The sequence below is a fragment of the Vibrio sp. R10-SG3-ISO10 genome (assembly GCF_059834185.1).
Genome location: NZ_JCBDHG010000022.1, coordinates 771,723 through 786,043, shown reverse-complemented (window position 1 = coordinate 786,043; position 14,321 = coordinate 771,723). Strand labels below are relative to the sequence as shown.

The 14,321-nt window shown below is 44.2% G+C and carries 14 protein-coding genes; 3 read left to right on the top strand and 11 right to left on the bottom strand.

The annotated features are described in order from the left end of the window. Positions 1-343: 343 nt before the first annotated feature. The gene (locus AC6R16_RS17070) at positions 344-2,464 is read right to left on the bottom strand and encodes a sensor domain-containing diguanylate cyclase (protein ID WP_500675170.1); all 2,121 of its coding nucleotides are present in this window, start codon (positions 2,462-2,464) and stop codon (positions 344-346) included. A gap of 276 nt (positions 2,465-2,740) precedes the next feature. Between AC6R16_RS17070 and AC6R16_RS17065 the strand changes: the two genes are divergently transcribed. After that, positions 2,741-3,217, top strand: coding sequence for a L,D-transpeptidase family protein (locus tag AC6R16_RS17065; protein WP_500675169.1), 477 nt, complete (start codon positions 2,741-2,743; stop codon positions 3,215-3,217). Positions 3,218-3,225: 8 nt separating this feature from the next. Here the strand turns inward: AC6R16_RS17065 and yddG are convergent, their stop codons facing one another. From yddG to AC6R16_RS17035, 6 genes are all read right to left on the bottom strand, one after another. Beyond that, positions 3,226-4,128 (bottom strand): aromatic amino acid DMT transporter YddG, encoded by a 903-nt coding sequence (gene yddG / locus AC6R16_RS17060; protein ID WP_500675168.1) that lies wholly within the window; start codon positions 4,126-4,128, stop codon positions 3,226-3,228. 60 nt (positions 4,129-4,188) lie between these two features. Next, positions 4,189-4,587, bottom strand: coding sequence for an OsmC family protein (locus tag AC6R16_RS17055; protein ID WP_069668372.1), 399 nt, complete (start codon positions 4,585-4,587; stop codon positions 4,189-4,191). A 10-nt stretch (positions 4,588-4,597) separates the two neighbouring features. Then, positions 4,598-5,599: a Gfo/Idh/MocA family protein gene (locus AC6R16_RS17050; RefSeq protein ID WP_500675167.1), complete on the bottom strand. Its 1,002-nt coding sequence runs from the start codon at positions 5,597-5,599 to the stop codon at positions 4,598-4,600. A gap of 110 nt (positions 5,600-5,709) precedes the next feature. Beyond that, the gene (locus AC6R16_RS17045) at positions 5,710-6,324 is read right to left on the bottom strand and encodes a LysE family translocator (protein WP_500675166.1); all 615 of its coding nucleotides are present in this window, start codon (positions 6,322-6,324) and stop codon (positions 5,710-5,712) included. Between the two features lie 104 nt (positions 6,325-6,428). Continuing rightward, positions 6,429-7,349: a LysR family transcriptional regulator gene (locus AC6R16_RS17040; protein ID WP_500675165.1), complete on the bottom strand. Its 921-nt coding sequence runs from the start codon at positions 7,347-7,349 to the stop codon at positions 6,429-6,431. Between the two features lie 11 nt (positions 7,350-7,360). Further along, positions 7,361-7,822 carry an Lrp/AsnC family transcriptional regulator gene (locus tag AC6R16_RS17035; RefSeq protein ID WP_500640385.1) on the bottom strand — a complete coding sequence of 154 codons (462 nt, stop codon included), beginning with the start codon at positions 7,820-7,822 and terminating at the stop codon, positions 7,361-7,363. Between the two features lie 204 nt (positions 7,823-8,026). Between AC6R16_RS17035 and yjeH the strand changes: the two genes are divergently transcribed. Further along, a complete protein-coding gene (yjeH, locus tag AC6R16_RS17030; RefSeq protein ID WP_500675164.1) occupies positions 8,027-9,286 on the top strand; it encodes an L-methionine/branched-chain amino acid transporter in 1,260 nt (419 codons plus the stop codon). Between the two features lie 2 nt (positions 9,287-9,288). Here the strand turns inward: yjeH and AC6R16_RS17025 are convergent, their stop codons facing one another. The 3 genes from AC6R16_RS17025 to pdxR all read right to left on the bottom strand — a co-directional run bounded on the left by AC6R16_RS17025 (position 9,289) and on the right by pdxR (position 12,455). After that, positions 9,289-10,035 carry a substrate-binding periplasmic protein gene (locus AC6R16_RS17025; protein WP_500675163.1) on the bottom strand — a complete coding sequence of 249 codons (747 nt, stop codon included), beginning with the start codon at positions 10,033-10,035 and terminating at the stop codon, positions 9,289-9,291. A 195-nt stretch (positions 10,036-10,230) separates the two neighbouring features. Continuing rightward, positions 10,231-10,989 (bottom strand): class II glutamine amidotransferase, encoded by a 759-nt coding sequence (locus AC6R16_RS17020; protein ID WP_500675162.1) that lies wholly within the window; start codon positions 10,987-10,989, stop codon positions 10,231-10,233. Positions 10,990-11,030: 41 nt separating this feature from the next. Beyond that, positions 11,031-12,455, bottom strand: a complete 1,425-nt coding sequence (gene pdxR / locus AC6R16_RS17015) for a MocR-like pyridoxine biosynthesis transcription factor PdxR (protein ID WP_500675161.1) — start codon at positions 12,453-12,455, stop codon at positions 11,031-11,033. 95 nt (positions 12,456-12,550) lie between these two features. Between pdxR and AC6R16_RS17010 the strand changes: the two genes are divergently transcribed. Next, positions 12,551-13,216 carry a pyridoxamine 5'-phosphate oxidase family protein gene (locus AC6R16_RS17010; RefSeq protein ID WP_500675160.1) on the top strand — a complete coding sequence of 222 codons (666 nt, stop codon included), beginning with the start codon at positions 12,551-12,553 and terminating at the stop codon, positions 13,214-13,216. A gap of 8 nt (positions 13,217-13,224) precedes the next feature. Here the strand turns inward: AC6R16_RS17010 and AC6R16_RS17005 are convergent, their stop codons facing one another. Continuing rightward, the gene (locus tag AC6R16_RS17005) at positions 13,225-14,235 is read right to left on the bottom strand and encodes an AraC family transcriptional regulator (RefSeq protein ID WP_500675159.1); all 1,011 of its coding nucleotides are present in this window, start codon (positions 14,233-14,235) and stop codon (positions 13,225-13,227) included. Positions 14,236-14,321 lie beyond the last annotated feature (86 nt).

The window sequence follows — 14,321 nt, the reverse complement described above, 5'->3', positions numbered from 1 at the left end:
TTTGTCAAAGAAAAAAACAGTGTTTCATTGAAAATAAAAACAACTTCACGCACCAATAAACACAGTTAATGAATGGTGTTTTTTATTTTTTAGTGACTGTTAAAGCCAGTTTGAAAGAGGGTTTAGCAAGTAAAGGAAGGCTATTTAAATTGGGGGTGCTAGGATTTTAAAGTAGCAGGAATAGTAAGAAAAAACGGTATGAGAAAACTTAATATCATTATTGAGAATAGCATTCCAATTAATGATATTAAGTCAAATATATATTGCTTTCAGAAAATTACGGCAACAAACATACCACATCGCACCTTTTACCGTGCGGTATGTGAACTTAGAATGTGCTCTCTTAAGCACTAGCGAGCAAAGATACGGTACCCATAACCTGATTGCGTCCTTTGTTTTTTGCTACATAAAGTGACTTATCAGCTGAGCTGTATAATTTGTCAAAACTAAACTCATTTTGATTCAGCTCCATTACCGAGAACCCAATAGATACGGTCAGAGATTCATGAATCGTGCTTTGCTCATGCGTTATGTTCTCTTTCTCAATTCTATCTCGAATGCTTTCAGATAAATGATGCACCTTGTCAGGTTCTTGGCTAGAGATCAGCAGTGCAAACTCTTCTCCACCGATACGACAAAAGACTTCGCGTTCAGATTGGGTATAGTTTTGTAAAATACTGCCAATACGCATCAAAGCGATATCACCCTGCATATGCCCATAGTGGTTGTTGTACAAACCAAAGTGGTCGATGTCGACTAGAATCAAACCATAGCAATTTGGTGTTTCATCGCATTCAAAGCAAATCTCTTCCAGCAGGGATTCAAGCATTCGACGATTGCCTAGTCGAGTTAATGGATCGAGTTTAGCCATGGTCTCTAACTGTTCATTGGCTTTTTGCAGCTCTCTCGTTCGCGCTTTCACCTCTTTTTCGAGATTCTCATTTAACTCGTGGATGGCCTGTTGCGCACGAGTACGTAACAAGACTTCGGTTAGATTGGAAGAGAACATGCGTATCACTTCACGCAATTGATGGGTTAAAGGAGATCGTTTAATCAGATTATCTGCCGCTATAAACGCTATAGGTTCACCACTATTACTTACCAACATCGTCATCGCTGTCCAACCAAAGCCAACAATATGAAAGTCGTGGTAAATAGGTACCGATTCCTCAAATACCACTTCATTGGGGTTAGTTTGCGCTGCTCGGACAATAGACCGATCTACGGTTTCAGATCGGTAGTAAGATTCATCAACGATATTACCGCGAATATCCGTTCCCCAAGTGCCTTGCATATGGGTGCAATCTTTGTCGGTGAGAAACACGGCAAAGCGATCGATTCCTAAACGATTAATGGCAAACGTAACTGCAGATTTACAGACTTCACTGACAGTCATACAACGCGAGAGTTCAACCATGCTAGCGTGAAGCATACGCACGTTTTGCTCTTGACGCTTACGAATGTATATTTGTGAGAGTAAAGAGCCAAACGACTCTAGCATTTGGCGCTGATAAGAAGTAATGGGCGTCCGATTAATATAGTTGTCCATCGCAATCCAACCTATGATTTCGTCGCCATCGCGCAAAATCAACATCCCATTCCATCCCTGTCCAACGACGTTTCCCGCAGTATATAAAGGTGCTTCCTCGACGATGACTAGGTTCTCTTTCCCTTCAAATAGAGCATCAATATAGGTCTCTTCAAGCTGATGAAGATCATACTGGGTGTGGTGCTCACTAACCGTTTTGCCTTCTTCGTCCGTCCCATAAGTACCACTAAAACAACGTTTTTTGATGTCGAGCAGCATAAACACCGCTCGGTCGAATCCTAGCTTATCCCGGATGACTTCTACTGCTAAACGATACAGCTCATCTAAATTAGCTGGATTAGAAATCTCTACCGCCACCTCTTGTACAAGCTTCATATTGTCGATAAACAACTCTCGCTGCTTAATCACATCTAAATACTTCGCTTCTTTGATATCACGTTGCTTAAACTCTCTCGCTGCTTCAGCCTCTGCACGTACACATTGCCAACGAGATGCGATGACTTGTAAGGAATCTAAATGAAGCGTTTGGTTAAGTTCATTGAGCCTCTCGACTTTTAGGCCTTCAATGATTAGATAAGTACGCATTTCTGGATGGTTATCGAGCATAAAGACATAGCTGTCTTTGTCCATTATCTCGGTATATTCCCAATGACAAGTGTTCATAGCCAAAGGAATCAGACCATCTGAAGTATCAAACTGAGACACCCATGCCCAGAATGTTTCTGGATAAGAGGCAATCGTCGTTGGTAAGCCACGTTTAAATAGGAATTTCTGACCGGATTCACTCGTTCGCTCTGCAAACACACCAATGCTTTCAGGCTCGACCAATTCGTCCAAGTATTGAAACAAGGAGTTAGCCAGAAACCGTTGATTTCTAGCAGACAAAATATCTTTGAGAAGCACTCGTGGAAGCATAACCCTAGCCTGAATATATTATTATTGCTATACGGATAAAACGTATCAGCTAGGGGTATGCAATCAATTATATTTGCAGGCGGTTGTTAAGTGACTCGCAAATAGCTCCAACCAAGTTGTCCATATATGATACCTACTGCATTTTGTATGATCTTGTTTCCATAAATTTCATTTTCGTTGCAGCTCAACTTTTCGGTGATAGTTTGAAATCTACTGATGCCAAGCCCCTACCAAGTGTTTTACACTGGTAAAAGTAGAGAGGAAAGGACTGTTCTTTTGAGGAAGTGGCTTTACATACTAGGCGCAAGCCTGTGTTTTCCAGCATTTGCTGACGTTGACCTCGTGAAGGTTGATAAGTCAAAGAGACGCATGTACTTGATCGATAATGACCAAGTCGTTAAAGAGTTTCGTATTGCTCTTGGCAAGCGTCCTAAGGGGCACAAAATCCATGAAGGTGATCAACGCACACCGGAAGGTCGCTACTACCTAGATTTCATCATTGAAGACTCCGAATTTCACCGTTCAATTCATATCAGCTACCCAAATGCGAAAGACATCGCCTATGCGAGTTCTTTAAGCTTAGACCCGGGTGGCAACATTAAGATTCATGGTTTAAAAAATGGAGAAACTCGTCCAGTCAACTATGTGCAAAGCTTTGACTGGACAGATGGGTGTATTGCAATTAGCAATCAAGAAATGGACGAACTGCTGAAACTGGTCACCCCTGGCACACCCATTGAGATTTATTGGTAAACCTAAACCTACTCTGCGCGCTGAGCTTTTTCCCTAGTCACCCACCAGCACATCAGAGAACCAATAGTGACCATCACCACACCTTGTAGGAAGCTCTGGGTAAGTACCAACCCAAGAATAAAGGAAGAGATCACCGTCGAGAGAACTGGAGTGAAATAGGAGAGCGTCGCAAGCAACACCATGTTCCCACCAATAATGGCATAATTCCAAAGAGCATAACCACTGCCCATGGCAATTCCTGAAATCAGCAGCAACCCACCTGATTCAAGATTAAGCGTCATTCCCGTTTCACTACTTAGCGCATACTTAATCCACAGCGTTATTGCCGTCATAATGAAAAAGAGAGTAATGGCGTTCTGCCCATTCGAAATACGCTTGGTTAAATTGCAATAGATAGCCCATAAAAAAGCGCCAACAAAGGCCATGGTGTAGGTTGTTGGGTTAGTCGCTACATTTGCAGCAATTTGGGCCATTGAGAGGCCTTGTTCGCCTGTTATGCTCCAAGCAACGCCAAAAAAAGCCAGAGCAATACTTGGGTACACCCAAACACTGGTTTTCTTACCACTTGTTATTACGGCCAGTAGTACTGTCAGCGCAGGCCATAAATAATTAATCACTAACATTTCAATGGCTTGCTGACGCGAGTTCGCCATTGCCAGTGCTAACGCAAGACAAATCTCATAGGCAACAAACAATCCACCACCAATCATCACGTAGCGTAAAGAGTAGTTACGTACTTTCGGTACGCCCATTACCATGATGAGAAATATCGATGCCACTGTGTAGATCGATGCCGCTCCGCCAATTGGGCCTAGCATTTCAGTCACCGCTCGAGCAAAGCCCATAACGCTACTCCATAGAAGGATAGCGACGACGCCTGCAATGGTGAACTTATGAGAACTGTTGATCATTTTGATTTTCTCAAACAAAAAAGCCGAGCTTAGCGCTCGGCTTAAGCAGCTAAATTTGGGTTAGATAATTTCCCAACTGTGCGTCATTTCAATGCCTTTACCTAGCATTAGACACACAGAGCAATATTTCTCTAAAGAGTCAGCAGCAACCTTTGCGACCACTTCTGGAGAAAGATTGTCACCAGAGACTTCAAAATGAATGTTCACTTGTGTGAAGATGCGCGGTGCTGTTTCACGACGCTCTGTGGTCAGTTTTGCGTTACAGGCAGTCACTGCTTGACCCGCTTCTTTTAGGCCATCGACAACATCAACTGAACTACAGCCACCCGCTGCCATCAAAACCATTTCCATAGGGCTAGGAGCAGTAGCTCCGCCATTGCCATCCATCACGATAGAATGCCCTGACTGCGATTGTCCTAGAAACTTAAATTCTTCAATCCACTTTACTTCCGCTTGCATCTGACTCTCTCTATTTCTTTTTCGCAAAGTTCTTTTTATCTGTTGGAAACACCACGCCCGTTTGGCGACGAATTTCCTCGAGCAGTTTGGCTACAATTAACGAACGTTGAGTGCAGCTTGAATTCATTGATTGTTGCTTGAATTGGGAAGCAAATTCAAGTGCTTCGTAATACATTGGGTTGAGCTCTTGCTTAACGCTAAGATCAATACCAATATCACTGCCACGTGTAAACTTAGTCAACTTCTTCGCGGTTGATATCATCTCCATCAACAATACCCCTTCTTCACCTTGAATCTCACTAGGTAAATAAGAATCACTGGTTTTCGAGTGCTGAAGCACCACTTCAAACCCATCGTATTCGAGAACAATGCTACCACTGCCATCGACACCAGAATCAAGAAGCTGAGCGGCAGCTTTAACGGATTTCGGCTCACCAAACAGTTCAACCGCTGAGCTTAAACAGTAAAAGCCAATATCCATAATTGAGCCGTTGGCAAATTCTGGATTAAACGTATTTGGGTTTTCTCCCGCCAAGTACTTGGGATAGCGCGAAGAGTATTGGCAGTAAGTGATAAAGCCCTTGCGGATCTGACCAATCGACGACAGCTCATCCTTCAGGCGTTTGAAGTTAGGAATATGCGCAGACATGAAGGCTTCGAATAACAACACATTGTTCTCTTCAGCCACTTTAAACATTTGTTTCGCCAAAGCGAGATTCGATGCCATTGGCTTTTCGACAATTATATGTTTTCCCGCTTTCATCATTTGCAGCGCTTGCGGCCCATGCAAGATGTTAGGGCTCGCAATATAAACCGCATCAAACAGTGGCGATGCGGCGAGTAGATCTAAATCATCAAACAGAGCAGGCGAAGCGTACTTTTCCGCAAATCGCTCTGCACTCTCTAACGAACGTGAATACACCGCACTTAATTGGTATTCGCCTGTTTTTAAAGCAGCTTCGACAAATTGGTCGGTAATCCAGTTAGTACCAATGATAGCCAGTCTGATCATTCTTAATTCTCCTTTTACGACACTTTGCTAACATGAATACCCAATCTAGACCCATCAAATCTAGTTGAAATTTCGAAGCACTAGGGTCTGCTGACCTTTTGTGCTGGGAATTAAACCGTCAGGATTACGCGCACAGCAAGCAAAATTAAAACAGCGCCTGACAGTCGGTCTATTAGCAAAGCTTTTGAGCGGATTTTATCAATTAATCTCGGACTAGAAAGTAAAAATGTAATCAGGGTGTACCATAAACCATCTACGACTAGCGGGGTCAAGACAATCAAGCCTTTAGCAGCAACACTATCACCCACGGCTACAAACTGACTAAACAACGCAATAAAGAAAAGCGCGATCTTTGGGCTAAGCAAAGAAATTAAAAAACCTTCTTTGGCAGACTGCCAGATACTCGTCTGCTCACCGGATTCAAGCCTTGCTGCTACACCACCTTTCGAGCGTAAAGCATTGTAACCAAGATAAGCCAAGTAGGCGGCACCGGCATAGCTAATGGTTTTAAACAGCAAAGGAGATTGCTGAAGTACCACCGCCAAGCCAATTAAGGTGATAAACGCATAAATACCAATACCGAATGCATGTGCCCAAGCCGCGGCTAAACCATTTAGTCGCCCTCCGGCGAGGCTATGTTTTGCAACCATGGCCAGACTTGGGCCAGGAGACATGGCTCCGAGAATACAAATCGTGAATAGAGACAACCATACCGTGAACGTCATACCAGAATCCTATAAATCATATGTTTCATTACTAGTGAATAACAGCCACGTTAAAGCATGCGGATAATGAATTGAAATCAAAGTTAATCATAGCAATCATGATCTCAAATCATACCGATAGAGTATGGTGACGTTTGCATCGCATGAAGCACTTTTTCTCGCATCCATTGATGCGCCTTATCCTGATCATATTTAGGGTGCCACATTAGCCAATAGAGATGAGCTTCAGTGTCAAAAGGCAAAGGCTTGTATACAAGCTGGGCTTCTTTGGCTAAATTTCTCGCAATGTGTTCTGGCACAACCATAAGATAATCACTGCTGCGTAATGCATTAACCGCTGCTGAGAAGAACGGCACCTTGAGCGCAATCCGGCGACGAAATCCGAGCTTATTCAGGGCAATATCTGCATTGGAGTCTTTGTCTCCTCCCCCCGTTACTTTCAAATGAGGGTAAGAGACTAACTCTTCACAAGACATACTCGTTGCTGCACTAAGAGGGTGAGTAGCTCTCATCAAACAGACAGACTTGTCTTGCCCTATTTTTACACTACTTAGGTTTTCTGGTTTTTCTGCCAACATGGTTGAAGCCAAGTGAATGCCCGTTGACTCAAACTGGTTTAGAAAGTCTGGCTGCCATAATCGATAGGCAATATTAACTTTAGGCGCTTGCTCGACAACCACAGAAACCACATCAGGTACTATGTATTGAGCGACATAATCACTGGAAGATAGCACAAACTCTTGCTGCCAAACTTGAGGATCAAATGGCTTATCGGCAAGCAAGGCGTCAAACTCGCCAAGTAGCTCGCACAGTTTATCTTTCATCTCAAGCGCGCGGGGTGTTGGTATCAACTGGTTCCCATCTCGAACCAATAGTGGATCGCCACATGTTTCACGTAGCTGCGACAACTGCCGGCTCATGGCAGACTGTGTAATATGCAGACGCTCTGCCGCTCGACTAACATGGCACTCTTCGAGCAAGACATGCAAAGAGCGGAGCAAATTGAGGTTAAGATTGTTCAGCATTGTATTGAGCGCTATGTGTTTGAGGTCTGTTGACCTAGCGTATTAAAAAATTCATTGAGAACAGTGTGAGTCATGAGATGGCGAAGTTCGGGAATCTTTTGCAATTCATCACGAATGGCATTCAGTCGAGTCATTGAATCAACTTCAACGTACAGCATCATGTCAGTTTCTCCGCTAATCGCATGACACCACTTTACACCATCAATCTGATAAATCAGATCAGCATAGGTTTCGCAGTACTGAGTCGAGCTCGACATATCAAACTTAAGGGCCAAATAGGCTTTGATAAGCTCTTTGCTCTCAGTTTTCGCCACATCTGCATGATAGCCAAGGATCACTTTTTCATGTTCGAGCTTTTGAATTCTCGCCGTTACTGCCGTGCGTGAGAGATTCACCTTCCTAGCGATATCACTCACACTCTCCCTAGCGTTAAGTTTTAGGATGTTTATGATTTTCCGGTCAAATTTGTCCATGTTCTACTTCCCATTTACGCCAACTTATCCTGTTGGTTGATTGCAATGTGACACAAAATTGCAAGAGATGAAAGCAGTCAAATTGACAGTTCTAAAACCACAAACTGACAATGTGACCGCTATCGGTGACGAATTGACTAATGCATACCTAAGCCGCTTAAGATAACCTTGTTTTAAAACCGAACATGATGCAGGGAGAGCATAATGAGTGAGCTAAAAAAAGAGATAACATTGCTATCAGGCATCGGCCAATTATCGACAACACTGTTGGGGACTGGGCTGTTCATGGTGCCAGCAATAGCAGCAGGTATCGCGGGGCATGCGTCCCTTTGGGCATGGTTAATCCTATTTGTTGCAATCTGCCCTATTGCGCTCACTTTCGCCCAACTTGGTAAACGTTACCCTAGTGCTGGAGGTACCGCTTACTTTGTCCGTAAGGCATTTAACTCTAAGCTTGAGAAAAGCGTCGCGTGGTTATTTCTTAGTGTCGTTCCTGTCGGTGTACCGGCCGCCATTGCGTTAGCGGCTGGATTTTTACAGCAGCTAATGCCCGAAAGTATCAACTCTCCTCTGTTTACCCAGGTGCTGACCGTGGCTTTGCTTGTCGGAGTGAATCTCGCTGGCGCAAAATCTTCAGGCAGGTTACAAACCGTTATTGCCTTATCTATTTTTGCTCTTGTCGCTGCTTTCTGGTGGAAAGGCGGCTTTAGTTCTCAGGATTTGATCCTGCCGCCACTCAACGGCGATAGCCTCTGGTCTGTCGGTCTGGCACTAGGAGTCATGTTTTGGTGTTTCGTCGGTATAGAAGCGTTCGCCCATATGGGAGAAGAGTTCAAAAACCCTCAAAGAGACTTTCCTATTGCGATTGTAATTGGCTGTTTTATCGCAGGAGCAACGTACTGGATATGTTCAATCATAGTGTTAAAAATGGGCGCTTACGGTTCATCTGTGTTTGATAGCACATCGATTCCTTGGATCTCTGAAAATCTGTTTGGTCCAGAGTTCAAAGCCTTAATCAGTATCGTGGGTTTTGGGGCGTGCTTTGCAAGTGTCAATCTCTACACTCAAAGCTTATCTCGCATGGTATGGGCACAGGCCAAGGAGTACAGCCCAAATAGCGCGTTAGCTAGACTATCAATTAAAGGTGTACCAGCTAATGCTACCTTTGCTGTTGGCGGTGTTGCTCTGCTTTCTTGTGTCGCGGGAGAGTTGTCAGGATTGGATTTGGAATTCTTCCTCAAGCTCGCCAATGGCATTTTTGTGTTGGTCTACCTTCTAGCGATGCTTGCAGCCTACAAGCTACTCACGGGCTTGAGTCGATACCTTGCTGCTGTTTCGTTGATTCTATGCTCGGCTGTATTTGTGTGCCTTGGTTGGTCGATGCTCTATGCTGTCACCGTCTTTGCACTACTCAGCCTACCATGGAAAAAGTCACGCGCAGCCAGCGGATCAAATAGTGTATGACGTTACTTATACTTGGCCAGTATTTCTCTTTCTCCACCTTGCTGCCGAAATGCCAGCACTTGCTCGGAAAACTCCTCTAGTATCGTAGCGAACTCAGATGCTTTAGAAATACACAGCGCAAAAGGGACAACAGTTAAAGTAACGGGAAGCTCAGTGATCAAGTTGCGTCGATCATGCTTAGATAAGAGAAACTCGGCCACGACTTTGTCAACGGCTACAACATCTCCTTTTTTCTTGGCAAGCATTTGCAATGCGACAGAGAGATCAGACTCGATAATCCTAGTGTAAGACTCTTGGGGGAAATTTTCGTTTCCCCAACCGTTTCCTACATAATCTAGAATGACGAAGTCTTTCAGGTCTTCTATGCTAGACACTTGTTCTAGCTTGTTCAGATGCAGGTGATTTTTGTAGGTAAACAAGTTAATTGGCGTGTTAAATACAGGCTCTTTCGCTGCATTGACGTATTTAAGCCTTTCCGGTGTTGGTACCGTTATAAAGGCATCTGCTTGCCCATTGAACACCATTCTTTGTGCTCGACTCCAAGGATATCCTTCGTGTGACACATCAAGGTTCATTTGCTTTTCCAGAACCTCTTTTGCTATGTCTACCAATATCCCTTCCATCTCGCCAGCTGCATTGGTATATGAATATGGAGGAAACGAGTCATAATAGACAATTCTAAGCGTCTCTTTTCCGTAGGAAAAAAAACTCAATATACACAAAGACAAAGCCAATAACCTTCGTACCATACATCGCTCCCCACCGGTCAAAATACCTAACCAACTGATCTCACTGATTAGGTATCTACTCTATCAATAGTAGAGCATGGTAAATTGGTCTGCTAACAATTAGCTCAAGGCCGTTTTGACTTAAATTGGCTAGACTGTTCTGTGTTTCTCTCAATTCTCAGATTCATTGGGCAGAAACTGAACATTGCCTGCTGTTTAAATAGCGTATGAATCCACTTTGTCTAAGCAGATATTTAGAATCGTCTGAGGGCTCACTTTTTTCCATTCAGGACTCTTTTCTAACGGCTCTGAAGCCAAGACAATATTCGCGCCATCTTGTTTGATAAAAACGGTGGGAGCTTCTTGATCTGAGCTATAACGAACTGCCCAAAACTGGTTTCCATCCGAAACACAAATTGAAGCTTTTAACGGCTCCTCAATTTGCTTGTCAGTCATGAGGTTACTGATCATTGATAGAGTGTTTCTAATCGCTTCAACAGGGCTCTGCTTTAAGCCATTTTGTAACATAAGCAGAAAGATTAACTCGCTGTCTGTCGTACCCATACGTTTCAGAAACAGCGACTCACACAGTTGACGTTCCAACTCAAATTTAACCTGTTCAAAACCTCCAATCTGACCATTGTGGAGAAACATCCAGTTTTCACTGATAAAAGGATGGCAATTAGACCGTGAGACTTGTGTACCCGTTGATGAACGAACATGCGCCATAAACCGATGAGAACGAATATGATGAGTGAGGGAGCGAAGGTTTTCATCTCCCCATGCAGGAAGGACCTCATGAAATTGCCCTGGTGTATCTCGCTCTGTGTACCACCCTAACCCAAATCCATCGGCATTCACTCTTGTGACCGCCTTGCGCGCCTCTAAACTCTGATGAACCAATGAATGTTCAGGTTCGTAAACCAACTCATCGAGATAAATTGGCTCTCCTTGATAAGCTAACCATCGACACATACGAATCCTTCCTCCCTCTAATTACACCTTAATCAATAACATCACGAATTGAAAATTTCGGCAAGGATGCGAATATTTGGCTCTATTTCATCTAGGCCAACATTACCAAAGCCTAAGACTGCGCCAGACCAATCACGTTGCATTCCGTCTTCATGCTGCTCGTAATAAGAAAAAGGGCGAATCACAACGCCACAAGAGCTCGCACGTTCAGCCCAGTCGGTTTCAGAAATATGTCCTCGCCACCTTACCGTGACATGCAGCCCTGCCGCTTGGCTGATCACCTCTAAACTCCCTTGAAAGTATCGTTCGATCATAGTCAGCATCATCTGATGTTTTTGTTTGTACAAACGACGCATCTTTCTAATATGACGAACCAAGTCGCCTTCGGCAATAAAATCCGCTAGAGCAGCTTGAGTATGACTTGGAGAGTCACCACTTAGCGCATCTTTTATACTTAGCGCTTGTTCAACCATGGATTTGGGTAAAACCAGATAACCTAGTCGTAAGCCATTGAACATCACTTTACTTAGTGAACCTACGTAAATGACGTGTTGATCATGACCTGTTTTAGCCGCTAAGCCTTGAAGACTTGGATATGGGCGGTGAGCAAACTGAAATTCACTGTCGTAATCATCCTCAATTATCCAGCCATTACGGTTTTTCACCCATTCAATTAGCCTTAAACGCTGATTAATGTCTAAGGTCGTGCCAAGCGGATATTGGTTACTAGGGGTGACGTAAATCACCTTGCTACTGCTGCTTTCAACTAGGTTTAAATCCAAACCTAATTTAGGGACAACGACCGCAGGGCTCCAATCACATTTAAGCAAGTTGAGAACTTTAGCCATCTGCGCATAGCCCGGCTGCTCCATCAATATGCTGTTATCCTCTTTCAAGGTCAGTAAAGCCGCTATCGTCAATGCTTGCTGTGCTCCCGACGTAATGACTACCCGATCCGGATCGCAGACCACTGAACGGCTCGTCGCCAAGTAACTTGCAAGTGCTTGTCGAAGGCTGCCGTCACCTTGAATATCTTGCCCACCCAGTAGGGTTACTCGGCTGATATGGCGGGACAGCAATCTTTGCCATTTCTGGGTTGGAAATTCGCCGAGGTCCGGAACACCGGGCGAAAACGCGCGACTGTAATCAGCAGCTTTAACCGGGCGGCTTGGTTCAATGGACTGATAAGCCGTTGTCACGAACTGGTCTGGCAGTTCAAGCGCAACAAAGTAGCCAGAGCCAGCTCGACTCTCCAAATAACCTTCAGCATGCAACTGTTCATACGCATGGATCACCGTATTTCGGCTTAGGTTAAGCTCCTCTGCCAATTTGCGTGTTGACGGAAGTTTTAGCCCCTTTCCCCATAACTGACCTACGATTTTATCCCTAACAGCGTTGAACAACGCATCTTGCTTGGTACAACTCTCAGTACTTAATTGAAGATCGCCAATATCGATCAATGCCATAAGTGGATCCATCCATCAAATAGAAGTGGCTCTAAATTTAGTACCAATTTAAAGGTACATTTTCTGTAAATCAAATATTTGCAGGAGGCAAAGCAATGTTATCAGCAACCAAAAGAACTGAACTTAAGAAAGGGGCTCATAAAGCGGTTACCGAGCAACAAGCGTTGTACGACATTATCGACGAGTCATTAGTGGCTCACATAGCCATCTCGGACAGTGAGCAACCCTATGTCATCCCGATGCTGGCATGGCGAGTAGAAAATACCGTCTATATTCATGGTGCCAACAACAGTCGACTGATGCGCAATTTAAAAAGTGGAATCACTACTTGTTTAACGTTCACTTTGTTCGATGGCTGGGTTTTGGCAAGGAGCGCGTTCCATCATAGCGCTCATTATCGAAGTGCAGTTGTACTTGGTCAGTTTACCGAGATAGCAGGAATGCACGAAAAAGATCGATTGCTGAATCATTTTGTTGAGCAAATCGCTCCCGGAAGAACCAATGACGTCAGACTCAGCAGCGAACGAGAGCTAAACAGCACAATGTTACTCGCCATTCCTCTAACCGAAGCTTCAGTAAAAGTCAGCAAAGGAGACGTCAATGATGACCTCAGCGACATGGGGCTCACTGCTTTTGCTGGTTTCCTTCCGTATCGAACCGTTGTTGGCCCTCTGAAGGCAATGCCAGATTCCAAACACAGCCAAACGCCAGACTACAGCCAAGCCTATGGTTCACGCTGGCATGATCAACAAGGCAAGTGACATCATGCTTAACGCTCATCTAAGCAGTAATGCTGAACATATTGGATGGGCGTTAGTCCTCTATTTTTCTTAAACATCCGATTGAAACTGGCGATATTCTGATAGCCAAGCCGACGTGCTATCTCGTCAATAGCGACACCTTTGGTCAGCATAGAGACAGCAATGTTACTCAGAACATATCCGCAGACGGTAGAGAAGTTCATTCCTAGCTTGCGTAATGCACGCTGAAACTGCTGTGTGGACATTCCCAATAAACTGCTGACGTGCTCAAGTGTCGGTAAACCGTGAAAACGACTGTAGTTGAGCACTTCATAAATCACTTTAACTTCATCTTCGGCATCCGGCATATTGAGCAGTTCATCCAAGTCAGAGAAATTCATCGCAAGTCGTCCCTTGCGGATACTAGACTGTTGCTTGGTAGCCAAACGAACCTCGGAGTGAAACCAAATCTCAGTGCATGAATGACTCCAGTCAATGTCGCAACCAAAGAACGCTCGATATTTCTCTATGTTGCTACGAGTTCCTGATAAGCGTACTCTCAACGGACTAAAATCAGGACCAAGATAGAGCCTCATCACTTTTACCAACACGACTGCCATACGAACACTATCATGGACTTTGACCTGCGGACTGACGTGGGGATTGCGGTAAGTCCATTTAATGATGGAGCCACTTAAAGCGGCAGATAAAAACGCACCATTTTGCAAACTATTAAGCCCATAATTCATGCGTCGTATCGTTGAAGCAAAGTCAACTCCAGACAGTAGCCAGTGACTGATCGCCCCCACTCGCGCAATATTGTTGTCACGCGTGAGTTCTAGCACAATGTCTGGATTGCCCGTCATTTGTTCAAGCTTGGCAAACCATTGATTTACTTCTGAAAGGGGAATAAGCGTCATCGGGTTGTGAAAAACCTCATCGGGGATCCCAAGGGAGCCCTCAATCAAGTCATAGCGCTTGTAAGCTTCTAGGTGCATGTTGTAAATACCTATAGCTCGCATAAATCTCACTTTATCCATTTACAGATCAATTCAATATCTCGCATCATGTGATTTAATCTGTCACAACCCATCGACTTTTTCAATTCTAGATCACAATCAAGCTC